Annotated in this window: 22 protein-coding genes; 12 read left to right on the plus strand and 10 right to left on the minus strand. The window is 62.7% G+C overall.

Annotated elements, in window-relative coordinates; genetic code table 11:
- Positions 1–25: 25 nt before the first annotated feature.
- The 8 genes from tssH (at position 26) to P3T17_RS26670 (ending at position 9,884) form a co-directional block, all read left to right on the plus strand.
- On the plus strand, positions 26–2,704 hold the full coding sequence (gene tssH, locus P3T17_RS26635; RefSeq protein WP_429409462.1) for a type VI secretion system ATPase TssH: 2,679 nt from the start codon (positions 26–28) through the stop codon (positions 2,702–2,704).
- Positions 2,705–2,795: 91 nt separating this feature from the next.
- The gene (gene tssA / locus P3T17_RS26640; RefSeq protein ID WP_074269414.1) at positions 2,796–3,905 is read left to right on the plus strand and encodes a type VI secretion system protein TssA; all 1,110 of its coding nucleotides are present in this window, start codon (positions 2,796–2,798) and stop codon (positions 3,903–3,905) included.
- 165 nt (positions 3,906–4,070) lie between these two features.
- Positions 4,071–4,577: a hypothetical protein gene (locus P3T17_RS26645; RefSeq protein ID WP_429409463.1), complete on the plus strand. Its 507-nt coding sequence runs from the start codon at positions 4,071–4,073 to the stop codon at positions 4,575–4,577.
- Between the two features lie 240 nt (positions 4,578–4,817).
- On the plus strand, positions 4,818–7,214 hold the full coding sequence (locus P3T17_RS26650) for a Tar ligand binding domain-containing protein (RefSeq protein ID WP_429409464.1): 2,397 nt from the start codon (positions 4,818–4,820) through the stop codon (positions 7,212–7,214).
- An 18-nt stretch (positions 7,215–7,232) separates the two neighbouring features.
- Positions 7,233–7,973: a methyl-accepting chemotaxis protein gene (locus P3T17_RS26655; protein ID WP_429409465.1), complete on the plus strand. Its 741-nt coding sequence runs from the start codon at positions 7,233–7,235 to the stop codon at positions 7,971–7,973.
- Positions 7,970–8,509, plus strand: coding sequence for a hypothetical protein (locus P3T17_RS26660; protein WP_429288749.1), 540 nt, complete (start codon positions 7,970–7,972; stop codon positions 8,507–8,509). Before P3T17_RS26655 ends, P3T17_RS26660 begins: the two co-directional genes overlap by 4 nt.
- A 17-nt stretch (positions 8,510–8,526) precedes the next feature.
- Positions 8,527–9,483, plus strand: coding sequence for a chemotaxis protein CheX (locus P3T17_RS26665; RefSeq protein ID WP_429409466.1), 957 nt, complete (start codon positions 8,527–8,529; stop codon positions 9,481–9,483).
- A gap of 35 nt (positions 9,484–9,518) precedes the next feature.
- On the plus strand, positions 9,519–9,884 hold the full coding sequence (locus P3T17_RS26670) for a response regulator (RefSeq protein WP_074268318.1): 366 nt from the start codon (positions 9,519–9,521) through the stop codon (positions 9,882–9,884).
- 120 nt (positions 9,885–10,004) lie between these two features.
- Here P3T17_RS26670 and P3T17_RS26675 read toward each other — a convergent pair whose 3' ends face one another.
- From P3T17_RS26675 to P3T17_RS26690, 4 genes are all read right to left on the minus strand, one after another.
- Positions 10,005–10,988 (minus strand): OmpA family protein, encoded by a 984-nt coding sequence (locus P3T17_RS26675; RefSeq protein WP_429409668.1) that lies wholly within the window; start codon positions 10,986–10,988, stop codon positions 10,005–10,007.
- Between the two features lie 31 nt (positions 10,989–11,019).
- Entirely contained in the window at positions 11,020–12,012 is a 993-nt protein-coding gene (gene tagF / locus P3T17_RS26680; RefSeq protein WP_074268319.1) for a type VI secretion system-associated protein TagF, read from the minus strand.
- Complete coding sequence (gene tssM / locus P3T17_RS26685; RefSeq protein WP_074268320.1) at positions 12,009–15,944, minus strand: type VI secretion system membrane subunit TssM; 3,936 nt, start codon at positions 15,942–15,944, stop codon at positions 12,009–12,011. Before tssM ends, tagF begins: the two co-directional genes overlap by 4 nt.
- A 230-nt stretch (positions 15,945–16,174) precedes the next feature.
- Complete coding sequence (locus P3T17_RS26690) at positions 16,175–17,017, minus strand: M15 family metallopeptidase (RefSeq protein WP_074268321.1); 843 nt, start codon at positions 17,015–17,017, stop codon at positions 16,175–16,177.
- 126 nt (positions 17,018–17,143) lie between these two features.
- Here P3T17_RS26690 and P3T17_RS26695 point away from each other — a divergent pair, with 126 nt between their 5' ends.
- Positions 17,144–18,115 carry a hypothetical protein gene (locus P3T17_RS26695; RefSeq protein WP_429409467.1) on the plus strand — a complete coding sequence of 324 codons (972 nt, stop codon included), beginning with the start codon at positions 17,144–17,146 and terminating at the stop codon, positions 18,113–18,115.
- A 107-nt stretch (positions 18,116–18,222) separates the two neighbouring features.
- On the opposite strand, the gene P3T17_RS26700 is transcribed toward P3T17_RS26695, so the two are convergent.
- Together P3T17_RS26700 and P3T17_RS26705 are read right to left on the minus strand one after the other, a co-directional pair.
- On the minus strand, positions 18,223–19,176 hold the full coding sequence (locus P3T17_RS26700) for a LysR family transcriptional regulator (RefSeq protein ID WP_074268323.1): 954 nt from the start codon (positions 19,174–19,176) through the stop codon (positions 18,223–18,225).
- A gap of 240 nt (positions 19,177–19,416) precedes the next feature.
- Positions 19,417–20,469, minus strand: coding sequence for an NAD(P)-dependent alcohol dehydrogenase (locus P3T17_RS26705; RefSeq protein WP_429288753.1), 1,053 nt, complete (start codon positions 20,467–20,469; stop codon positions 19,417–19,419).
- 330 nt (positions 20,470–20,799) lie between these two features.
- Between P3T17_RS26705 and P3T17_RS26710 the strand changes: the two genes are divergently transcribed.
- Positions 20,800–21,768, plus strand: a complete 969-nt coding sequence (locus P3T17_RS26710; protein WP_429409468.1) for an AraC family transcriptional regulator — start codon at positions 20,800–20,802, stop codon at positions 21,766–21,768.
- Between the two features lie 20 nt (positions 21,769–21,788).
- On the opposite strand, the gene P3T17_RS26715 is transcribed toward P3T17_RS26710, so the two are convergent.
- Together P3T17_RS26715 and P3T17_RS26720 are read right to left on the minus strand one after the other, a co-directional pair.
- Entirely contained in the window at positions 21,789–22,181 is a 393-nt protein-coding gene (locus P3T17_RS26715) for a VOC family protein (protein ID WP_429409469.1), read from the minus strand.
- A gap of 69 nt (positions 22,182–22,250) precedes the next feature.
- Positions 22,251–22,436 carry a DUF3563 family protein gene (locus P3T17_RS26720; protein WP_074268328.1) on the minus strand — a complete coding sequence of 62 codons (186 nt, stop codon included), beginning with the start codon at positions 22,434–22,436 and terminating at the stop codon, positions 22,251–22,253.
- A gap of 274 nt (positions 22,437–22,710) precedes the next feature.
- On the opposite strand from P3T17_RS26720, the gene P3T17_RS26725 reads away from it, so the two are divergent.
- A complete protein-coding gene (locus P3T17_RS26725) occupies positions 22,711–23,721 on the plus strand; it encodes an alpha/beta hydrolase (protein WP_429409470.1) in 1,011 nt (336 codons plus the stop codon).
- A 21-nt stretch (positions 23,722–23,742) separates the two neighbouring features.
- Positions 23,743–24,405: a MarC family protein gene (locus tag P3T17_RS26730; protein WP_429409471.1), complete on the plus strand. Its 663-nt coding sequence runs from the start codon at positions 23,743–23,745 to the stop codon at positions 24,403–24,405.
- On the opposite strand, the gene P3T17_RS26735 is transcribed toward P3T17_RS26730, so the two are convergent.
- Positions 24,373–24,609, minus strand: coding sequence for a hypothetical protein (locus tag P3T17_RS26735; protein ID WP_429409472.1), 237 nt, complete (start codon positions 24,607–24,609; stop codon positions 24,373–24,375). The two genes, P3T17_RS26730 and P3T17_RS26735, sit on opposite strands and share 33 nt — an antisense overlap.
- Before the next feature lies 1 nt (position 24,610).
- Positions 24,611–24,784 (minus strand): hypothetical protein, encoded by a 174-nt coding sequence (locus P3T17_RS26740; RefSeq protein WP_429409473.1) that lies wholly within the window; start codon positions 24,782–24,784, stop codon positions 24,611–24,613.
- Positions 24,785–24,819: the final 35 nt, after the last annotated feature.

Consider the following 24,819-nt stretch of genomic DNA (forward strand, 5'->3'; position numbering starts at 1 on the left):
ATCAACAGAACCTGGACCGCACGACATGAGCACGCCCCTCAAGACGCTGATCGCGAAACTGAATCCGACCTGCCGCCAGGCCACTGAGCGGGCGGCGAGCAATTGCCTGTCGCGCGGTCACTACGAGGTGGACCTCGAGCATCTGTTTCTGGCCTTGCTCGACGAGCCGGCGAGCGATGCGACGCTGGTGCTGCGCGCGAGCCGTATCGACGCGCATGCGTTGCGCGCCGATCTCGAACGCGAGTTGCAGCGCCTGAAGACGGGCAACGCGCGCACGCCGGTGTTTTCCGTGCATCTGATCGCGCTGTTCGAGCAGGCGTGGCTGCTGGCATCGCTCGATGCGCAGATCGGCCGGATCCGCTCCGGCCATCTGCTGCTCGCGCTGCTGAGCGCACCGGATCTCGCGCAGTTTGCGCAGCGTATGTCGCCGTTGTTTCGCGACGTGCGTGTGACCGATCTCAAGCATAAGCTCGATGAACTGACGGTTGGTTCGTGCGAGGCAGAGCGCAATCCTGCGGCGTCCGACGATGCCGATGGCGATGACCGTGATGCCAGCCTGCAACCGGCGCAAAGCGGCGGCCCTTCAAAGACGCCCGCGCTCGACACTTATACGACCAACCTGACGCAACGCGCCCGCGATGGCCATATCGATCCGGTGATCGGCCGTGAAGCCGAAATTCGCCAGACGATCGACATTCTGATGCGCCGCCGCCAGAACAATCCGATCATGACGGGTGAAGCGGGGGTTGGCAAAACCGCCGTGGTGGAAGGCCTCGCATTGCGTATTGCCGCTGACGACGTGCCCGCGCCGCTGAAAGGCGTCGCGCTGCACGTGCTGGACATGGGGCTGCTGCAGGCCGGCGCGAGCGTCAAAGGTGAATTCGAAAATCGCCTGAAAAACGTGATCGACGAGGTCAAGAAAAGCGCGCATCCGATCATCCTCTTTATCGACGAAGCGCATACGATCATCGGCGCGGGCGGTCAGGCCGGACAGAACGATGCGGCGAACCTGCTGAAGCCGGCGCTCGCACGCGGCGAACTGCGCACGATTGCGGCCACCACGTGGAGCGAATACAAAAAGTACTTCGAGAAAGATGCGGCATTGGCAAGGCGCTTCCAGGTCGTGAAGATCGAGGAGCCGAACGAGACGCTTGCGGCGTCCATGCTGCGCGGCATGGCGGGTTTGATGGAAAAGCACTTCAACGTGCGCGTGCTCGACGATGCGATTACCGAAGCGGTGCGCCTGTCGCATCGCTATATCAGCGGCCGTCAGTTGCCGGACAAGGCGATCAGTGTGCTCGATACGGCCTGCGCCAAAGTCGCCTTGGCGCATAGCTCGACACCCGCAACGATCGACGACACGAAAAAGCGGATCGAGAGAATCGATGCGGAAGTGAACGCGCTCGAACGGGAAGTCGCGAGTGGCGCGGTGCACGACGAGCGTCTTTTGGAACTGCGCAGCCTGCGGGAAGCGGACGTAACCGCGCTGGCCGCCGGTGAAGCGCGCTACGACAAGGAGCGCGCACTGGTGTCGGAGATTGGCGAACTGCGGGCGCAAATCGATGCAACACGCGGCGGTAGCGCGGACGCGGAGCAGGCCGGGAAAGCCGCGAGTGCGCGTGAGACGCTCGCGGCGCGCGTGAGCGAACTGCGTGCGCTGCAAGGCGGCCAGCCGATGGTGCCGCTGCAGGTCGACGGCCACGTTGTCGCAGAGATCGTCGCGTCGTGGACCGGCATTCCGTTGGGACGCATGGTCAAGGACGAGATTCAAACCGTGCTGAACCTGCAACCGCTGCTGGGCGCTCGCGTGATCGGCCAGGACCACGCGCTGGAAGCGATCGCCCAGCGCGTGCGGACCGCCAGCGCGAACCTCGAAGATCCGAACAAGCCGCGCGGCGTGTTCATGTTCGTCGGCCCTTCGGGTGTCGGCAAGACCGAAACGGCGCTGGCGCTGGCCGACATCCTGTATGGCGGCGAACGCAAGATGGTCACGATCAACATGAGCGAGTATCAGGAGGCGCATAGCGTCTCTGGTCTCAAAGGCTCGCCGCCGGGTTACGTCGGGTATGGCGAAGGCGGCGTGCTAACCGAGGCGGTGCGTCGCAATCCCTATTCGGTGGTGCTTCTCGACGAAGTGGAAAAGGCCCACCCGGACGTGCTGGAAATGTTCTTCCAGGTGTTCGACAAAGGCACGATGGATGACGCGGAAGGCCGCGAGATCGACTTCCGCAATACTCTCATCATCCTCACCTCGAACGTCGGTTCGCAGGCGGTGATGCAGGCGTGTCTGAACAAGAGCGCGGAAGAACTGCCGGGCGCCGATGAACTCGCCGAGACGTTGCGCCCGCAACTGTACAAGACCTTCAAGCCGGCCTTTCTCGGCCGCATGAAGGTGGTGCCGTACTATCCGATTTCCGACGACGTGCTGGTGGAGATCATCGAACTGAAGCTCGAGCGGATTCGCCGGCGCATCGAAGCGAATCACAAGGCGACCTTCGAGTGGGACGAATCGCTCGTGGATGCCGTATTGGCGCGCTGTACCGAAGTCGATTCCGGCGCGCGCAACGTGGACCACATCCTGAACGGCACGTTGTTGCCCGAAGTGGCGCAACAGGTGCTCGAGCGCATCGCGGACGGCACGTCGCTTGAGCGCATCGCGGTGCGGGCGAGCGAGGCCGGTGAATTCGAATATACGGTCGCCTGAAGCGTGCGCGCGCGTGTCAATGTCGTCGCACGGGTCTTCCTGTTTTAACGCCTGAACCCAGGCACTTACGTTACGGCTTTCTGTCATGCTCATGCCCGCTAACATCACCACGCTGCTGGAACCGGTCAGCGAAACTTCGCCCTGCGGCGACGACCTGTTGTTCTCAGCCGATTTCGACGCGATCCAGAACGCGCGCCGCTTCGACGACCCCTCGCTCGATCAGGGCGAGTGGGTGACGGAGATCAAGGAAGCGAACTGGCCGTTTGTCGTCGAGCGCAGCACGAGCCTGCTGAAGACGCAGACCAAAGATTTACGGCTGGCGGTGTGGCTCACCGAGGGCCTGGCGCTCGAGGAAGGCATCACCGGCCTGACCGACGGCTACCGGCTGATTACGGGGTTGTCCGAGCGTTATTGGGATCATCTGCATCCGCTGCCCGAAGGGGACGATACCGAATACCGCCTCGGCAACGTGGCGTGGCTGGTGGGCCGCACGGCTGAGCTACTGCGCGCGATGCCGCTGACCGCGGCACCGGCGGATCTCTACAGCACGGTGGATTGGGAGGTGGCGACCCACGTCGCTCAGGCGGTCAAGCGCGATCCGGATCACGCTGACGACATCGCCCGGGGCAAGCCGTCCGTCGAGCAGATCGAGGCATCGAAGCGGGCCACGCCGGTGCCGTTCTACGCCGGGCTGCTGGCCGATCTGGCGGCCTTTGAAGCGGCCATGCTGGCGCTCGAGCAGGAGCTGGACCGCCGAGCAGGCGATTCCGCGCCGAGCTTTCGTCAGGCGAAAGACGCGTATGAAGGGGTGTACCGGCTCGCCGAGCGCTTTGCGCGTGAAGTGGGTGTGACGGCCGAGAGCGCGGCCAAAGCGCAGAAACCGGAGACCGTCGAGCGTGCCGAGCCCAGTTTCAAGACCGCAACGCAACGGGAGGAACCCGTGTTGACGACCGTATCGACGAACTCGCAAGCGAGCATCGCTGGGATTCAGAATCGCGCGCAGGCCGTCGCGCAGTTGCGGGCGGTGGCGCGGTTTTTCCGGAGCACCGAGCCGCATAGCCCGGCTGCGTATCTGGCGGACAAGGCGGCGGAGTGGGCGGAGATGCCGTTGCATCAATGGCTGTCCACGGTGGTCAAGGACGACGGGTCGCTGGCGCATATCCGTGAACTGCTAGGCGTGAAGCCTGAAGAAGGCAAGTGAGTTTTCCGGCGGACTGCCTGTGAAAGGCGGTGAAAGGGTAGCCCGTCGCATCCTCCAGATCCCCAACCTAAAGAAATCGCCCCGGCTTGCCGATATATGAGCTAGCCGGGGGAGCGTCGCTTTCCTGATGCCTTACGGCGTAGAAAGAAACTGGAAAGAGGCGCGATGACATCTGCAACTGCTGCATCGAAGGGCCGGGCGTTGCCTGAGCGCATTTTTGTGCGGTTCAAGGTGGCCGTGCTGCTCGGAGTCCTGACTGGATGCAGCGATGGTATTTCACAGTCGGACGTGCAATTCGTCGTAGCCGGGATGCCGGCCCAGTTCCAGTCGCTGCGCATGTACCACACCGTGCCTGACGACGCAGCACCTCTCGGCAGCTCGGCTGCTCACGCTGCTGTGCGGCTGCTGCAGGGTTGCGAAGCGATTCTCCGTTTGCCCGGTGGCGAAAAGCGCGAGGCGGTCACTCTCGGCAGCGACACCACAGCCTCCTTCGATCTCGACGCCGTCCGCACCGCAGATGGATGGAGCGTGACCTCCGATGGTCTTTCCCCGCCAAGCGACAACCCCGTCGCATTTCGCACCCAGTTCACGAACTGCGTGAGTGCGATCCAGGACAAGTATCGGGCTGAACCGGATAAGGCGCCGTTTTCGGCGTCGATGGTATTCAAGTAGTCGAGCACCGCAGATGGTTTTAAGTAGTTAAGTAGTGCAGATGATGTTTCTTAGGGATGCAGGCGACGGCTTTGAGCTTTACCTCTTCGCCAGGCCCTAAAGCTTCGCGAAGCGAAGCCGATATCGTGGCAATGGACAACGAAAATTCCGGCAGAGAACCGTCCATAGGCGTATCACATCACCACTACGGGAGGAGAGCGTGTGCTGTTTCGCATAATGCGAGGTTGCGCGCGTAATGCTATGTTCAAACGCTTAACGATACAGAATGGGCTCACGCTCACGATCGCGGGCTACACGCTCGCGTTGATCGCCACGATGCTGGTCGCCGTGCTCGGTCTCAAGCAGAGCAACGATGCGCTTAAGCAGACATATGCGACCGATACGGTAGCGATCACCCATCTGAAGACGAGTTCCGAGCTGATGCTGCAGGTGCAGCTGGCGCTAGGCAACTACGAGACACTGTTTTCGATGGGACGCGCAAGCGACGACTTGCTGGTAAAAGCGCGCGCCGTGCTCAAGGCGAGCGACGACAACTGGGCGGCGTACCTTGCAAAGCCGCGTAACGCTGAAGAGTCGCGCGCCGCCGATGCGGTGCAGGCAGCCCGCGCGGCCCTCATCAAGCAGGCACTTGAGCCCGAGTTCCAGCAGCTCTCGCAGAACGACTACTACAAATTCCACACGACCCGCGGCGAGGCCGACCCGCTCAACGCCCGCTACGCGCAGGCGATGAACGCGCTCGAAGCGTTGCAGGTGGATCACCAGCAGGCGCGTTTCGAACAGGCGCAGGCGCAGTTTCATCGCCTGATGGTCGGTGCGGCGCTGATCGCACTGGCTGCGCTCGGCATTGGCCTGCTTGCCCGCGCCGTGCTGGCCTCAGTAATTGGACGCCCGCTCACCCGCATGCAATCGATGATGAGCGAGATCGCATCGAATCAGGACTTCACCCGCCGCGTTCCGGTGGGACGGATGGACGAGATCGGGCGCTCGATCGTCGCGTTCAACGAGATGATCGAGAAGATCCAGCAAAGCTCCGCGCTGCTCAAGCAGAAAACCGCGGACATCCAGGCGATGCTGCAGAACATTCAGCAGGGGATGTTGACCGTCGTCGGCGGCGCGTTGGTGCACGCCGAATACTCGGCCTACCTCGAGGCGATCTTCGAGACGAAGGACATCGCCGGGCGTCCGGTCATGGATCTGGTGTTCGACAACACCGATCTGAACTCCGATGTGCGCTCGCAGGTCGACGCCACGATTCAGGCCTGCATCGGCGAGGACGCGATCAACTTCACCTTCAACCAGCACCTGCTTGTGAACGAGGTCGCGAAGACGATGGCCGACGGCCGCGTGAAGACGCTCGACCTGAGCTGGTCGGCGATCACCGACGAGAACGACACCGTCATGCGTCTCATGCTGTGCGTGCGCGACGTGACCGAGCTGCGCCAGCTTGCCGCCGAGACGGGCGAGCAGAAGCGCCGGCTCGAGATGATTGGCGAGATTCTCGCGGTCAACGAGGAGAAGTTCCATAACTTCGTCGACAGCGCGACGGGTTTCGTCAACGAAAACGAGCGGATCATCCGCCAGCACACGCAGGCCGACAGCGAGGCGCTCGCCGAACTGTTCCGCAACGTGCACACCATCAAGGGCAACGCCCGAACCTACAGCCTGCAGCACCTGACGAGCATCGTGCACGAAACCGAGCGGCGCTACGACGCGCTGCGCCGCAACGATGTCAGCGAAGAGTGGAATCAGGAAGTGCTGATCGCGGACCTCGAACGCGTGAAGGAAGCGATCGAGCGTTACAGGACGATCAACGATGTGAGCCTGGGCCGCAAGGACGGCGGACGTCGCGGCAGCGCCGAGCACTATCTGATGGTGGACCAGGGGCATATCCAGGAGAGCCTGCGCATTCTGGAGGCCGCCGACCCGGTCGACGTTCGCAGCCTGCAGACGATGCGCGATTCGGTGCACCGCAGCTTGCGCATCCTCGGCACCGAAACGATCGAGGACACGCTCTCGGGCGTGCTCGAATCGCTGCCGTCGCTTGCACGTGAACTCGGCAAGGAGCCGCCCGTCGTACGTATCGACGACGACGGCTACCGCGTGAACAGGCAGGTGAGCAGCACGCTGAAGAACGTCTTCATGCACCTGGTGCGCAACTCGGTCGATCACGGCATCGAGACCGCCGCCGTCCGCGCCGAGCAGGGCAAGCCTGCGGCCGGCACGATCGTCATCGAAGCCGGCGTCGCCCGGGGCGCGCTGCAGATCACCATGAGCGACGACGGCCGCGGCCTCGCGCTCGGGCGGATTCGGGGCATCGCGAGCGCACGCGGCTGGCTCGACGACGACGCGCAACTGAGCGACGAGCTGGTCGCCGATTTCATCTTTCATCCGGGCTTCTCGACCGCTGAACGGATCACGGAAGTGTCCGGGCGCGGTGTCGGCATGGACGCAGTACGGGATTTCCTGAAGCGCGAGAACGGCAGCATCGAGCTGCGCTTCACGGACGACCGGCGCGGCGCCGACTATCGCCTGTTCGAGATCGTGGTCTGCCTGCCCGAGCGCTGCGCCGTGCACAGCGCGGGTGCGACGGACAGGAAAGAAGAGAAGCCGTTGCAGATCGACGCGTTGTCCGCTTGAACGACTTGGAGAAGGGCAGTGGTCGAACGATATGGAATCCTGATTGCCGGATTGGCGCTCGGCCTGCTGGCGGCGCTCGCGGTAGCGGTTGCATGGCGCGAGCGGCGCCGCGGTGCGCAGGCGCTCGCGCAACTGCGCGCTGAAGCCGAGGCGGACCACACGGCCGCACTCGCGCAAGCCGACGCTCGGCATCAGGAGCGGGCCGAACAGGAAAAGCGCGAGTACGAGTCGCTGGTTGCGGGGCTGCGCGATGACCTCGCCCAGCGGTCGGCGAGCGAGGACGATGCACGCGCGGCGCGCGCCGCCGTGCTCCAGTTCAAGGAGGAATGGGGGCGGCAGGCCGCATCTATCGCAGGGGAAGCGATTCGGCTCAGGGAACTCGCCGTGACGTTCGAGCGCTGGCACGAGCAGATGATCTCGCTGATGGAGCAGAATCAGGAGATGCACAGCAAGAATCAGGAGCTGTCGTCGATCGTCGCGCACGTGCTGATCGTCTCGCTGAACGCGTCGATCGAGGCGGCGCGTGCAGGCGCTGCCGGACGCGGCTTCTCGGTCGTCGCGAGCGAGGTGCGCACGCTCGCGTCGCGCTCGCAGGATCTGTCGAAGAGCTATCGGGACAGCCTGCATCGCAACGACCTGATCACGACCGCGACGTTCCAGGACATTCAGGCAGGCGGCAAGATGATCGTCGCTTCGCTCGGCAGCGTCGCGGCGCTCGCGAACCAGCTTCAAACCCAGCTCGAGCAGGCGGCGACGTGATTACCGAGCAAGCGAAGGACAGCATCGAGCGGATCTTCCGCCAGGCCGCGCGTCTGCGCCTGACGGTCGGCGCAGGCGACGCATGCGACATCGTGCACGGGACGCCGCATGACGGCGCGGTGGACGGCGAGCTCATCGTGCTGACGATTTCATCGATTTCTTTCAGGCTCCTGCTGGTCCTGCATTTCGACAACGACGACGCGACGCGCGACTACTACCTCGGCAGTGGCGAGGCGACGCTCGAGGAAAGGCTGCTCGAAATCTGCAACCTGTGCTGTGGCGCAATGAACCAGCAGCTTGTCGGCTATTTTCCGGATCTCGGGATGTCGACGCCGTACGTGCTGAGCGGTCACTGCGTGTCGTATCTGGATCAGTTGAAGCCTGATTTCCTGGTGTCGTATCGCGTGACGGTCAACGGCGCCGTGCAACTCGGCGCGACGGTGTGCGTGTGCGCCGACGCGCCGCTCGACTTCGTCGCGACCGTCGCCGAGGTCACGGAACTTGCCGAGAGCGTCGGCGAGCTCGAACTTTTTTGATGTGTGAGGAAGGCAGCATGGACATGAACAAGCCGGTCAGCAAGGTACTCGTGCTCGACGACTGCCCGGCGCATACAGAGGCGATCAAGCGCTTCTGCGACGAGAACAACCTGGTTGGTTTGACGGTAAGGACGCATCGCCTGTCGGCGGTGCTGCGCTCGAACATCGATCTTGGCGCGATCCTGCTGGCAGAGAACTACGGTGGATCGCCCGCTGAGTGCGCGGCAATCGCGACGCGCATCGATGCGCTGCGCCCGGAGTTGCCGATCATCCTGCGCCGCGACGAGCACGCGACGCTCGACGATCTGCCGCACGCGCTACGCGAAGTCGTGTGCGCCGCGTACGTCGCGAGCGATATGGCGCCGCTGCGCCTCGCGATCGACGAGTACCTGTTCGTTCTGGACTATCCGAACGCGCTCGTGCGCGGCATTACCGAGATCACCGAGTTCAAACTGGCGAACCTGTTCCGTGATCTGAAAGTGACATGGGACACCCCGTGCCTCGTGCGCGACCAGATCATCTACGGCGAGGTGTTCAGCCTGATCGCGCTCGAGAGCGACTGGTGCCGCGGCTACATGATGGTCCAGACCGACGAGCAGCCGCTGCTCGAACTGCTCGGCCGCACGCAGACGAGCGATAGCGTTCCGGATTTTCGCGATCTCAACAGCGTGCTGGGGGAACTGACGAACCTGATCTGGGGTGCGTTCAAGGACCGTTATCTCGGCAACGCGCAGGCCGCGCGCAGCCAGGTCCAGGTGCCGCTCATCATCAATCACAAACAGCGCTACATCTCGTTCGGCACGACCAACCCGCAACTGTGCTTCAAGTACCACGTGGTTGACGAGGCGTCGGGCCGCTCTGTCGTGTTCGATCAGCGTTTCATTTTCAACCTGAGCTGGTCGCCGGAAGATTTCGAGGAGGGCGCCGACGATGTCGACGCGCTCGTTGCGGCTGGCGAGCTGGATCTGTTTTGACAAATTGTCTGTCAACGATTTAAGAGGGAAACATCATGGCAAAAATTCTGGTGGTGGACGATTCGAGCACCGTGCGCGACGAAGTGGCGGGCTTCCTGAGAAAGAATGGCCTCGACGTGGACACGGCTGTCGACGGTAAGGACGGCCTCGCGAAGCTGCGCACGAGCCCGGGAACCCGGCTTGTGATCAGCGACGTGAACATGCCGAACATGGACGGCCTGACGATGGTCGAGAAGATCCGCGGCGAACTCGCGAATCAGACCGTCAACGTGATCATGCTGACGACGGAAAGCAGCCCGGCGATGAAGGAGCGTGGCAAGGCAGCGGGCGTGAAGGGTTGGATCGTCAAGCCGTTCAAGGGCGAAGTGGTTCTCGAGACGTTCCGTAAGCTCGCGGGCTGAGCGGTCTGTCGAGTTTCTTTATCGCCAGTGCGTCAGGCGCCCGCTCATGGAGCGGGCTGAAATACTACGACTGTCTGGACGAGGCGGGGTCAGTGGGGGATAGCGGGGCGTGCCGCGGCATTACGCACCGCCGCCGCCCAACCCTGCCCGGAACTCGATGCGCCGGTTTCTCGCCCGTCCATCGTTCGTATCATTGGACGCAATCGGCTGATCCGGTCCAACGCCGGTGGTGGACAGCTGCTGCGGCGCGATTCCCTTCGACACGAGATATCCCTTGACCGCGTCTGCGCGTGCCTGGCTCAAGGCGATATTCGACGTCCGGTTCCCCGCGTTATCCGTGTGCCCAATGATATCCACGGTGTTATTGGTCATCTTCGCCAGCACCGCGGCCATCTGATCGAGAATGGCCTTGCCTTGCGGCGTGAGCGTCGCGCTACCGGTTTCGAACTCGATGGTCCGGTTAGCCAGCGTCTGGTCGAGCAGCCCTTGCTGCGAAGCGCTCACGCGCAGCCCGTTCTTGATGGTGTAAGTCGGGTTCAGCGAATTGGCCATATCGCTCGCCAGCTGCTGACGTTGCGATTCGTTGCTCACTTCGCCCTTCACATCCACCTGCGTGCCGTCGATCTTCAACTGGCCCTTGCTGATCTGCTTCAACTGCGGCCCGATCAGCTTCTGCACATTGGCGGTCCAGTTGGGCGGCGTAGCGACATCGCCCACTTCGATCTGATCGACCACGTTGGCCGCGCCATAGGTGTCGCGCAGGCGCTGCAACACGGCCGCCTTGGTGGCTTCGTCCGGCACCTTGCCACCCACCACCACCTGACCCGGCGTGGCGTTGGCAGGCGCGGGCATCTGACGGACCGCACCGGTACCTGCACCCGTGCTCGTCCCGCCTGCGCCTGGTGCCGCGCCGCCGGCCGAGGACTGCGCCGGCAGGACTGTCGTACGGATCTGGGTGCCGCTGTTATCGACCGGTGTCACGCTCGCCGGCCCCGAGCTATCGGCAAAGGCCCCCGCGCTGCTGAACATTCCGCCGAGCAGCGCTGCCAGTACAGCAGCAACGTGAACCGCGCGCGCGTGGCTCAGGAAGCGCGCCGGCGACATCGTCGAAAGATCGGTTTTGGCTGGCATCGTCTTACTCCCCGGCGAAGGCTTCACGGAACGTGTCGATGCTGACGCGCAGCGACAGTTGCGGTTGGTCGAGGTAACTGACGAGCTTGCTGATCCCATGGTCGTTTTGTGCGTGATCGTCGATCCACTCGGGGTCGTCGATATCGATGTTATGTGCGGCGTAAGCCTGCGGGTCGACCACGCTATGCAGCGTCTTCGCCGAGGCGCCGTTAAAGCCGATCACGAGCCGCTCGCGCTGCGCCAGCGTGCCGATGAAAATCGCCAGTTCGAAATCGGCGCGCGAGACAAACGGCGCGATCAGTTCGAGCCAGAACGCGGCCACGAGGCTGCGATAGAACGGATCGTTCGGCAGCGGCAGCGTCAGCCCACGTTCGAGATGCGACGAGCCGCTGTTCATCACCGGCCGCAGCAGCGAGCCGAGCGCCAGCATCGCGCCGCGCAGCCGCACCGGATGGCCGCTTGCCAGCAGCATCTGTTCGAGGCCGGCGAGGGTCTGATGCTCGACGAAATCGTTGAAGGTGCCGTCGTGCGGATTGTCCGGGCCACCGCCCACCTCGATCGGCACCTGCGTCTCGCCCAGCGCCTGCAATGCGCCGGCAGGCTCGCTCGGGCTCAATAGCGGCCGCATCTGCGCTGCCACCCGCGACCACAGCCGCGCAAACGCGAGCGGGCTGCGGGCCAGGAACGTCAGCGGCTTTTCAACTTCGAGCGCGGTTGCGGCAAGAAACGGAAAGCGACGCGACGACTGGTCGTGGCTCGCCATCATGTGTCCGGCAATCGCCAGCTTGCTGCGCGAGCCGAGGAAGGCGAAGTGCAACGGCTTGGCGCCTTCGTAGACGATCTTCCAGCGCGGATCGTCGGTGAGCAGCTCCATCGCTTCGGCGATCCAGCGGTCCAGCGTTTGCAGCAATTGCGGGTTATGCGCGCTCTTGACGAAGTCGCCGCGCGACGGAATCTTGCCGAAGTAGGCGATTTGCGCCTGTACGGTTTGCGTCATTGCGCACCCCCTGTATTCGAGTTCGCAGTCACAGCGGCATTCGGGTTCGCTTGCAGCGCGGCGGAACCGTTCGCCGAGGCCGGCGCGGGCGAACTGCCGCCTCCTGCCGGGCCGGCGGCTCCGGACGCGCCGGTCTGTGTGGCGTTGACCGAATTCGCCGCCGCGCTCACATCCGCCACCGAGGACGGCAGATGCAGGCCGCGCAGGCTTTGCTGCTGTGGCGCGTCGCCACTGCCGCTCGACGGCTGCGAGGTGCTGATGATGCGCATGCTCACCGCCACGGTCACGTTGCCCTGCGTCCACGACAGATCGAACGTGCCGTCCGGCTGGCGTTTGCGCTGCGCCGAGTTGATCAGCTTCTCCAGACCGTAGCGTCCCGGCTCGTTGACGAACTGGATCGTGCGGCCGTCGAAGGTGGTCGCGGACAGCGTCGCCCCTGGCGAGCCGGACGGATTCGGCCAGACGAAGTTGGTCCACTGCGGCGGCGTGTTGCGGTAGCGCAGCTGCTGGCCATCGATCGCCAACGTGTACTCCGTCGTGCCGGTGCTCGGCTGCGGCAGGATCTGGAACACGGTCTGCGGTCCGGCCGCGCCACTGCCTTGAGCCGCGCCGCTGGCAGCGCCGCCGGAGAGCGGGGCGACCCAGCGCGCGAAGCCGCTCGTGAAGTCAGGCGTCAGCGCGAGACCCATGTCGCCCCATGTGCGGGCCGTGAGCGTGTCGCCGCGGCGCACTGCGAGCGGCCCAAGCGTCGTGCCGACAAACTTCGCGACCGAGCCATCGGGACCGAACACCTGGGCGATTTCATCCGCGCCGGCTTCCACCTTGGCGTCGCCAGCAAACGGATACTTGTTCGCGAGCGAGCTCTGGAACGGCTGATACACCTGCGCATTCCACACCTTGTTCACTTCGACGCTAGCCGGCTGGATCACCACCGCGAACGCCTGCATCAACGGACGCACCAGCAGCGGACGCAGCGACCTGCGTTGCGAATCGGTCAGGCCCGTCAGCATCTGTTCGTCCACATACTTCAGCGAATCGGCCAGTTCGGAGCCGTTGCCGTCGAGCGTCTGCTGCATCAACTGACGCGCACCCGGTCCCGGATCGCCCTGGTTCTTGATCACGTTAAAGCGGGTGCGAACCTTGGACAGCGTGTCCATATAGCCCTGCAGCATCGAACCGTTGTCCTGCTTGACCACGATCCGGCCGAGTGCCGAGAACTCCTGGCCAATCGGCCCCATCGGCAATTCAACCGGGTTGCCGTTGATGTCGATGTTCGCGTTGATCTGGCCCACCGGCGACGACGTCCCACGGTTGAACAGCTGCTTGAACCAGCTCGTGACGCCGGTTTGCGCGCCCTTCACGCCAGCGCTGAAGAGCGACGGGTTGTCCCACGAAGTCTGGTCGTAAGCGGTGTCGAGCACCTTGCGGATCGGCGAGTCCTGCGGGTCGCCCAGGCGGTTCATTGCCTCCACGGCCTGGTTGAAGGTGCCGAAGTTCTGCACCGCGATGCCCTGCATGAACTTCTCCCAGTGCATCGCGTACTCGGTCTTGTACATCGCCACCAGCGCTTTCTGGATCTGCTCCGGACTGCCTTCGAGCGTCAGGTCGTCATGCGCCGAGGTATTGAGCACCCAGTCCTTCGCCTGCAGTTCCTTGGTCGCGGCGTCACGGATCGCCGGCTGCACGTACTGGAACCATGCATCGCGCGTGAACGTACCGGGGATTGCATAGCTGCCGGCAATCAGGCTGGTGTTGTTGTCGCCCACAATGCGGGCGATCGTCATCGGCGCGAAGCGGGTCGAGGCGCGTGCCTTGATCTCTTCGTACACGCGCTGGCGGGCCGGCATGCCGCGCACCACACGGCGCAGGTTCTCGCGCGTCTGGTCGACGAGCGAAAGATTCTGGTCGATCATCGGCCAGTCGTCGTCCGACACGCGCGACAGGTAGAAGGTAATCATGCGTTCGGCGCTGCGAATCATCTCGTCGCGCGGCATGTTGCCCCGGTTGGTTTCGAGCCAGCCACGCCAGAAGCGCGCCACCTGATCGGTCAGGTGGGCCGTTTCGACGTGGCGCTTGTCGCCGAGCATCAGGTAGGTCTTGAGCGCGTTGTAGGCGTCTTCCACGTTGGTGGGGGAGGCGTCGCTATACAGGCCGCCCTGGCTCGTCGCCACCATGGCGGAGGCGTGCGACGACACGGGCACCGCACCGGAGTCCGGCGTGCGCGTCATCGGCGAGAGCTGCTCCGGATGCGTGTTGACGTCTTTCAGGAAGCCTTCGAGGTTCTGCGCCACCGGGTTCAGCATGATCTGCCGCACGCCGTTGTAGTACTCCGTCAACAGATGCTGCTCGAGACGGTCGCCCTGGTAGAGACCGAGCGAAACTTCCAGCGGCCGGTCGCGGCGGAACTGTTCGAGCTGGTCGATGCGGTCCTCCAGAATATCCATGGCCTCGAGGCGCGATTGCAGGTCGTTGCGGTTCTGCTGCAGACGCACCACGTTGTCGAGGTCGGCCTGTACGTTCGAGGCGAGCTGCTGGTTGTTGACCGTCGACCATGTCCAGCCTCCCAGCGCCAGCGCGAGCACGGCAACGAAGGCGAAGAATGTCCCATAACGCATACGCGTCTTGGCGGGGCTGGCAAACTGCTTGACCGTTTGCCGGTCGGCAAAAATGACCTTGGAGAACAGGTCGCGCAGGAAAAAGCCGTTCTTCGAAAACGCGCTGCTCGGTTTGGGGATGCTGCCTGAATCGAGCCCGAAGCGGGTCGCGATACGCTGTGCCGCGGCGCTGTTGGTTTCGCCTTCCTGCAGCGCGCTCGTGAAGTAGAAGCCGCGGAAAATCGGCTTGTACTGGAACGGATTGGTTTCGAACAGCGTGGCAAGGAACGAGCGCAACGCGGGCTTGATCGTGGAGAATTCGAGCGGAAAGCTCAGTTGCCCCGGCGAGAGTTTGTTGCCGCGGCTGATCGACATCTGCGCGACGCTGATCTCTTTCAGGCCGTCGTACAGCTCCTCGAAGCGCTCGTCGAACTGCGCCACGACATCGCGCTTCTCGTCCGGCTCGTAGGGCAGCGTTGCGCCCCACACACGGTCGTACTCCTGGCGCTCGCTGCCGCTGAAGAATTCGGTGAAGCCCGTGATCAGGTCGGTCTTCGTGAACATCACGTACACCGGCGCGAACACCTCGAGCTTCTCGGTCAGTTCCTGCACGCGCTGGCGCAGATTTTTTGCCAGGTTGATGGCGAATTCGGGGCGGCTGCTGGTCAGCTCGGCAATGCTTGCCGTCACGATGATGCCGTTGATCGGCGCCTTCGGACGATGGCGCTTGAGCAGGCTCAGAAAGCCCAGCCATTCCGTGCGGTCTTCCTCATGCACTGAATAGCGGCCTGCCGTGTCGAGCAGAATGCCTTCAGTGGTGAAGAACCAGTCGCAGTTCCGGGTGCCGCCAATCCCGTGGATGACGGCGTTGTTCTTGTCGGCGAACGGGAACTGCAGGCCCGAGTTCAGCACGGCGCTGCTTTTGCCGGCCGCCGGATTGCCGATCACGATGTACCACGGCAATTCGTACAGCGCTGCGCCGCCCGAGACCTGACCGATCTTCGAGGTCTTGATGGTTTTCACGGCATCCACGAGGCGCGTGCGCAGCGCGTCGAGTTCCGCCTGACGGGCGGGCGTCGCCGCCGGACCGCCCTCGGTCTGCTTCTCCGCCTGCTGCTCGAGCATGTCGCCGAGCTTGCGGTTGGCGCGCCGCGCCGCGAGCCGGCGCCACAGCCACACCACGAACAGCAGCGCCAGCACGGCGCCCAGCGCGACGGCCGGCCACAACGGATCGATCTGGAAGGTGTCGGCGGCGATGAACAGCACGGCAGCGAGCGCGAGCAACCCGATGATCGAGAGCGTGCGAGAGTGGGTCAGCACTTTGAAGATGCGTTGCATAGGCCGGTCAGGTCTGGATGTTATGGGTAGCGTGCGGTAGGACGATCAGCGGAGCGCATGGGCGGGCGTCGGCTAGTGTGGTGGCGATGCGTGTTGCATGAGGGGCGGCGCGGCGCGGGTTTGCGACGTGCCTGACGCGGTAATCACCGTGCCACGTGGATCGGTCTTTTCGCCGAGAAGAATAAATGAACGCCCCATGCCCAACCCCATTATTTGCCGCTTGATGCCACTTAATGCCGCCCGAGTACGAAGCCGGGTTTGTGATATTCGACGTGCCCCAGATCCATCAATTTCCACCGGCCTCCCCATACCAGACCGCATTGTTCCGCGGTCTGTCCGTATAACTGATAGCCTCGCATGGCCCAGGGATCTTTTTCTGAAATGACAAGCTTGCCGTCACGTAAAAATGCATTGTCCGCGGCTAGCCCGTATTGGTGATAGCTCTGAAATGCGGCAGCATTGGTAACGTTTCCTCCCATTTGCGCCAGACGGTTTTGCCGCTCCGGGCTGCGATAGCCTTCCAGTAAAGCCATTTCATAACCGTATTGCTCGTGCATGATTTTGTAGACGAGCAATAAACGGGTTCTAAAGTCGGCATCGAGCAAATTCCAGTCGCGACTGGCATCCTGTAGCGCTGGGCGAACCTGCTCCACTTCCTGTGTTGCAAAAACCTCTGGCGGCAATGCTGGTGGCGGGACGAGCTGTTCGCCGTTAAGGAGCGCGGCAATTTTCTCGTCGGGAACGCGTACGGTGTCGTCATACTGAAATAATTGACGACCGCGCAGTGCGATCGCGACCAATGGCGGCGTCGCAAGAATACCTGCGGTCGTTAAAATCAGCAAGCGTCGCTTCACCAGTAAATTTTGCATATCGATTGCTGTCGATTGCGAAAATTTTGCCGAGCGAGTTAATTGGCCGCGTGCACGCGCAGCGCTATAAGATGCATTGCGCATAAATCGGCCTTGTAAATCACGCACAATGTTAAATATTGAAGATCGCACTGATGGCAATAGCAGCATGGCTGCGATCAGCACCGCGATGGCGAAATAAGCGACGAGAACGACGGCAATCAATGGAATCCCCGGAAATTTGGAAACAATTGTATTTTGTAATGCTTGCTCTTAGAATCAGGCCTGCTCGAAGTCGAGCCGAAACGGTATTATCACGGCGAAATAAACCAGGATTCAATGAGACAGTGAATGAGTGCGCCGGACAGCTCGAATTCCAAAGCCCCGCCTAGCCTGCTTGCCGACACGGCAAAAGGCTCGCAAGCCAATGGTTCGCGGATTCTCGCGAACCTCGAAGGCCGCGTCGAACCGCCCACAGACAAGCCTCGCCGTTCCAAAGCGCCTGCCGTGCTGGTCGCGTTGCTGGTGATCGCTGCCGGTAGTTGGGGTGCGTGGCACCTGCAGCAGCGTAGCCATGGCGAACATCCGCAGGTAGCTGCATCGCCTGCGCCTGCGGCTACCCAGACGGCTGCGGCGCCTGCCGGCGCCAGCATCGCCAGCACGGCCAGTGGCGCGCAGGTGAGCGCGAAGGCTGTGCCTGCGGAGGCGGCCTCTGCCTCGCAAGCGGCGACCATCGTCGCCGATGACAGCGATAGCAAGGATTCCAAACTTTCTGCGGATGCGGCAGCTTCAGCCGCCAGCGGCGTGGACGATAGCAACCGTCTGTCACGGGCGCTTGCGAATGGTGCGGAAGCGAGCGAAACATCGGCTCCGCCCGCGGAGGCCGCCAGGGGCGCGAAGCCGGCTGCGACAGCGGCAAATCACGCGGCGCCGCGTCACGAACGCGAAACGGTCGCAGCGCACGCAAAGCACGAACACGACGTGGCGAGCAATCATCACGCGAGTGCGGTTGCGGTGGCGCAGGAGAAAAAAGACAAGCAGCATCCCGCCCATAACACCACGGTAGCGAAGGACGATCCGGATGCCGATCTGCTGGCGGCACTCGTTGCGCGCACCAAACCGGCGGCCACGAAACCCGGCGTGAATGGCGCGACGACCAAGGTCAGCGCATCGACCGGCGACCCGCAGCTTGCGGAGCGTGTGAAGGAGTGCGGCACACGCGGCTTCTTCGAAGACCAGTTGTGCCGCTGGCGCGTCTGCGACGGCCACTGGGGCAAGGATCCTGCCTGCCCAGGAGCGGCGCCGGCGAAGCCGCAGCAGTAGAACCTCGCAGCGAGACTTCGCTGTAAAACCTGATACATAGAACATGGCCCCAAGGCTCGACGAGAGCCTTGGGGCCATGTGCATTTTTCAGGGAAGCACCCAGGTCCTCAAGCCGGATGCAATCCGCGCAACAGCTGTCGTACCCGCGACATGTCCTGATCGACGTGCTCAGCCTGCTCGAACAGCACGGCCAGCCAGTCGACAAAGGCCCGTACACGGGGTGAGACGCGCCGGCTCTTCACATAAGCCACTGACACCGACATCGGCACCGGCTTCCATTGCGGCAGAACCTCGCGCAAGCGCCCTGAATCGAGGTATGGCTGCGCTGCGATGCGGGCCGGCTGGATCAGCCCGAGCCCTTGCAGGCCGCAGGCCAGATAGGCCTGTTCGTCGTTGACCTTGACGAAGCCGTCCACCTTCACGTTCAGCGCGCTATCGCCAACCTCGAAGTCGAAGTTCACTGCGCGGCCGTTATGACCCATGCAGTTGACGGCGACGTGATGCGCGAGATCGTCGAGATCGGCGGGTACGCCGTAGCGCTCGAGGTAGTCGGGGCTCGCGCAGGTCACGTGTTCGAGCGTGCCCAGGCGTCGCGCCACCAACCCGGAATCGGGTAACTCGCCGAGCTGGATGCTGCAATCCACCGCTTCGCCAACCAGATCGACTGTGCGATTGCTGACGCCAATCGCGAGATCGATGTTCGGATAGCGCTCGTGAAAATCGTCGAGTGCTGGCAAGACCAGCGCAGTGGCCAGCGCGCCTGGCATTTCGACACGCAGACGGCCGCTCAGCTGATCGGTCGAATGACGCAGGCTCGCTTCCATTTCGTCGATGTCGGCGAGGATCTGCATGCAACGTTCGTAGTACGCAGCACCTTCGGGGGTCAGGCTGAGCCGCCGCGTAGTGCGCACCAGCAGTGCGGTGCCGAGCAGCGCTTCGAGATTCTGAACCAGCGTTGTTGCCGTGGCGCGCGGCATATCCAGCGATTCCGCGGCACGCGTGAAACTATTGGTATCGACGATACGGATAAAAGTGCGCATCGCCTGAATACGGTCAATCACGGGCAATCTCCTGTTCAAACAGTAAACAAACAGCAAACACGCGGGACAATCCGGACTAAGGACGTACAGCCAACGTGCCTCGTCCGTGGGGGAGGCGCGTCGGCAGACAATGCGAGGCGGGAGCAGGGCAGGCCGCCGCGAGTGGCGCGGCCTGTGCGTCACGCGCGACGGGTGTTGAACCCGCCTGCGTGACGACCTGTGGAACTACCGGGGTAAAACGTGAAACAGGACGACCGGCAGTTACTTCCGGAGCGAATCGAGATCGATCACAAAACGATACTTCACATCGCTCTTCAACATCCGCTCATACGCATCGTTAATCTGTTGCATCGGAATCACTTCGATATCCGATGTAATGCCGTGCTCTCCGCAGAAATCGAGCATTTCCTGGGTTTCAGCAATCCCGCCAATCAGCGAACCCGCCAGACGCCGGCGCTTCATGATCAGGTTGAACACCTGCGGCGACGGGTGATCGTGTTCCGGCGCACCGACCAGAGCCATCGTGCCGTCGCGGCGCAGCAGGTTCAGGAACGGGTTCAGGTCATGCTGGGCTGCCACGGTGTTGACGATGAGATCGAAGCTGTTCACATGCGCTTCCATCTCTTCCGGGTTTTTCGAAATCACCACTTCGTCTGCACCAAGACGTTTCGCGTCTTCGACCTTCGACTGCGAGGTCGTGAACAGCACCACGTGGGCACCCATCGCATGCGCGAGCTTGACGCCCATGTGGCCGAGCCCGCCGAGGCCGACAATGCCGACCTTCTTGCCGGGACCCGCACCCCATGTGCGCAGCGGCGAGTAGAGGGTGATACCTGCGCACAACAGCGGCGCCGTGCCGGCCGGGTCGAGATTTTTCGGCACGCTCAGCACGAAGTCTTCGTCCACGACCAGTTGGGTTGAATAGCCGCCCAGCGTGATGTCGCCGGTGATGCGGTCCGCACCGTTGTACGTACCGACCCAGCCGTTTTCGCAATACTGTTCGAGTCCTTCCTCGCAACTCGGGCAGGTACGGCACGAGTCGACGAGGCAGCCTACGCCGACGAGGTCACCGACCTTGTGACGCGTGACGTCGGGACCGACAGCGGTCACCCGGCCGACGATCTCGTGACCCGGCACGACCGGATAAATCGAGTTCTTCCACTCGTTGCGGGCCTGATGCAGATCCGAATGGCACACGCCGCAAAACAGGACTTCCATCTGCACGTCATGCTCGCGCAATTCCCGGCGCTGAAATTCGAATGGGGCGAGCTTCGATTGCGCGTCGCTCGCAGCATAGGCGTAAGTCGTGGTCATGAGTGCTCCTGCAAATGGATGGGGTTGCACAAGGCGCCGGCGGTAGCGACACGCGGTCGCTGAAGCGGCTGAACCTCGAATTGAACCGGATCACATCGGCTTCCACAGGGGCCAGCGGGTTGCCGCAGGTCGTCGCGGCTGGCGGGTTATCTGCGAGTGCAGCGTGGGCAAATGGGTGATCCGGCAGGGTTCCCATCGTAGGCGGCGGGAAGCACCTGGGGAATACCTGAATATCTCGAAGGTTTGCCTAATTCTCTGGAGCGCGAGCGCTATAGGCCGTTTGATGCTAAATTTCAAGCCTTATTCTCTGCTGAATCAATAGGCACTGTCATGCAAACGACTCAAACGCCCCGCGCGGCCATTAGTCCGGCCCAGCAGCGCATGGTCGAGCTCTTCGATGTTCTGGCGCCGTCTGTCGGCTTCACGCCTTCATGCCTGGACGGCGTGAAGTTCATGCGCGCGAACCGGCCGATGCCGCGCATGCCGGTACTCTACGAGCCGAGCATCGTGATCGTCTGCCAGGGGCGCAAACGCGGCTATCTGGGTGAGAAGACGTATTTATACGACGCGCAGCAATATCTGGTGCTGTCCGTGCCGCTGCCGTTCGAGTGCGAGACGGAGGCGAGTCCGGAGGAGCCGTTCCTCGGCATCTCGGTGCGGGTGGACCTGACGGTGGTGGCGGAATTGCTGATGGCCTTGAACGAAACCCACGGCACGGCGCACACCGAACCGCGCGGCATCTATTCGACGCCTCTGGATCCGGTCATGAGCAATGCGGTGCAGCGTCTGCTCGAAGCGCTCGCTTCACCGCTCGACGCGCGAATTCTGGCGCCTGCCATCATGCGCGAGATTTGCTACCGCGTGCTGACTGGCGAGCAGGGTGACGCGATCCGCGCGGCGCTCACGCATCAGCATCACTTCGGGCGCATCGCCAAGGCTTTGCGGCGCATTCATGCGGATTATCAGGGCGAACTCGACGTCGATACGCTGGCGCGTGAAGCAGGCATGAGCCTCGCGGTATTTCACGCGCAGTTCAAGGGCGTGACGGCGACCTCGCCGATGCAGTATGTCAAGACCACGCGGCTGCATCACGCACGCCTCCTGATGGTGCAGGACGGTTTGAACGCGGGCGCGGCGGCGGCGCGGGTCGGCTATGAAAGCGCGTCGCAGTTCAGCCGCGAGTTCAAGCGTCTGTTCGGCCTGAGTCCAGTGGATGAAGTGAAACGCATGCGCGGAGTGATGGAATCGCCGCCGCCACGCGTGATGCCGACGCCGGAGAGGTATGTGACGGCGGTCTGAGCGCAGCGGGGCGGCGCGTCTTATTCCGGTTCGTGGCGGCACACACAAAGCTTGTTGCCGTCCGGATCGCGAAAGTAGGCGCCGTAATAGTGCTCGTGATACTGCGGCCGCAAGCCGGGTGGCCCTTCGCACGAACCGCCCTGGGCGAGGGCAATGGCATGCGCGCGGTCGACATTGGTGCGCGCCGGCGCCAGTAGCGCGAGCATCTGACCATTGCCGTGGCTGGCCGGATTGCCGTCATAGGGACGGCTGATCACGAATAGCGGCCGGGGCTGGTCTGCCCGCATCCAGCCGGCCCAGCCGCGTTGTTCGTCGCGGAATTTGAGCTTGAGGCCCAGCGAGTCCAGCAACGGGGCGTAGAAACCAAAGGCGCGTTCGAAGTCGGTAATGCCGACGAATACGTGAGACAACATCCCGTTCGCTCCTCTCGTGTAGACATGTGATTGGCCTGCGTGACGTGGTACGCCACGGCAGGTATTGAATCACGCTTTCCACTCTTGCGGTGTGCTGGACGAATACAGCGTGAACGGATGATGGCTCGTTTCGACGACGTGCATGCGGTGTTCGAGATCGACAAAATCGGCTGATGACGCCAGATACGTGTCGCGTTGTTGCTCTTGGGTGTGGACAAACAACGCGCTGAGTCGCTTTGCAAGGTTGGCAAACATGATGGGCTCCAGTCTTTAACGTGAGTGCGACGTTTCGGATTCCGATCCAGTTCGTCGCCGGGGTTGCGGCGCGCGGTCCGGATTCGTCTGGAATCACAGCACCGCTTGTCGATAGACCCGATCGTAGACGCGAAGAATGAGCCGAAAATGAGCGGCAGCAGGGCTCAAATGGGAGGCCGAGGGTGCGACGCGTGTCGCAGGCAGGTTCGTAATTCGTGGCTCAGTTTGTCTCGCCACAATGCCGTCACACGAATCCACTGCCGATGGAGTCATCATGAATGTTCCGGATTACCAACCGATCACGTCCTCGCAACGCGTCCAGAGCGAAGCCAATCCTCGCCGCGCCGAGAGCTGGCAGGCCGCCTGGGTGCGCCGCGCGATTCCCCTCGTAATGGCGTTGCGCTTCGGTTCCAGCCAACGCCCCGCACCTGACGTCCATGCCCTCCGGCAGCGTGCACATCGATACACGTGGCCAGCCCGTTTCGCGGCGAGGCTGCTTTACCCGAGGACGCGCCGGCATCCCGACTTTCATCTGGAGGGCGAGTGGATCAGACCGGAGACGGCCGCCGCGGCTCATACAGAGACTGTCGTGCTGTTTCTGCATGGTGGTGCGTATTATTTCGGCTCGCCTGCGACGCATCGAGCCGTCACCCGCGAGCTGGCGCATGCATCTGGCTCAGCCGTATTTGCGCTGGACTACAGTCTCGCGCCTGAACATCCATTTCCTGCTGCGCTGGAAGATACCCTGCATGCGTATCGCACGCTGCTCGCGCGCGGCATTTCGCCGGGTTCGATCGTGTTTGCCGGCGATTCGGCCGGAGGCGGGCTAGCGTTGGCTGCGCTGGTAGCGTTGCGCGACGCGGGTGAACCGTTGCCCGCCGGTGCAGTACTGCTGTCGCCGTGGGCCGATCTGACGACGATCTGGCGTGCGAAGCACAACGTGTTGTCGATGAATCGCACCGCCATGGAAATGGCCGCAAAGATGTATCTGCAGAACGCAAGACTGTTCGAGACCCTGGCGTCGCCCGCGCGCGCAAAACTGCATGGGTTGCCGCCGGTCCACATTCAGACCAGCGATTCCGAGGGTTTGAACGCGGACGCACACGAACTCGCCGCCAAACTGCAACGCGAAGGGACGTGGGTGGAGTTCGCAGAATGGCATGCGATGCCGCACGCGTGGCATTGCTTTTCGCCGTTCGTGCCCGAAGCGCGAACCGCTCTGGCACAGGCAGCCGTGTTTATGCGCGGCTGTTGGGTAAAATCCGTCCACGATACGAGCACCTAACCTGCCCACCGGACGCCCACCATGCTTCACGAACTGACTCGAACCATCCTGGTGATCGTCGCCGCGCTCTTTCCCATCATCAATCCGCCGGCGGCGGCGTTCATCATCCTGAGCATGGTGCCGCATGCGTCGCCGGCGCAGCGCGCGGAACTGGCGCGACGCATCGCGATTAACAGCTTCGTGATCCTGCTGGCGTCGCTATCGATCGGGGCCTACCTGTTGTCGTTTCTCGGGATTTCCATTGCGGTGTTGCGCGTCGCTGGTGGGCTCATCATTGCAATGGCCGGCTGGAATCTGTTGCAGTCGTCCGGGGACGAGACTGAAGAGGCACAACCGGATCCCATGACCGGAAGCGACCCGACACTACGTGTAAAGGCTTTTTATCCGCTGACTTTGCCCGTGACCGTCGGTCCCGGTTCGATTTCCGTTGCGATTGCCCTGGGTACCGGCTCGCCGCGAGAGGGCTTGCAGCCAGTCCATTTCATTGGGGTGGGTGTCGCTTTGGGACTGCTTTGCGTCAGCATTTACCTGTGCGTGCGCTTTGCCGGCAACGTCGAGCGGCTGCTGGGTCCGTCGGGTACGCAGGTCGCGATGCGACTGTTTGCCTTCGCGATTTTTTGTATCGGTGTGCAGATCTTGTGGCTCGGGTTATCAGACCTGATCAACTCGTTGCATCTGCATTGATCGGCCGGATGCGCGGCGTTGGACAAAACGCCGGAGGCCTACTTTGGCGACTTCGACCAGAATCAGGAAAATCGAGCCGGTCGCCGCAGCGCCGGCCACGGCCAGTGAGATGTCGAACAGCCATTCGAACAGTGCAACCATGATGTCCTCTGCAGGTGTAAGTGGATCGGATTCGCTAGCCTGATTGATCAACGAGGCGGCCATCTCAAACGCCACTGGCCATGGCGAGCATCAGATAGGGCAACAATTCGTCGTACGTAGCGGGTTGTTCGGTGGCCGTTGCGTCGTTTTCGGGCGCGCGGACCGGTTTAACGGGCTGAACCGCAGCTTCGGCATAAGTGGCGCTTGCGGTGGCAGGGTGGTTGAAAAGCGGAAACATGATGAACATCCTCTCGGTCGGATCAGGCGAATCGT

This window comes from Paraburkholderia sp. GAS82 (assembly GCF_050436285.1).
GTDB classification, from domain to species: Bacteria; Pseudomonadota; Gammaproteobacteria; order Burkholderiales; family Burkholderiaceae; genus Paraburkholderia; species Paraburkholderia phenazinium_B.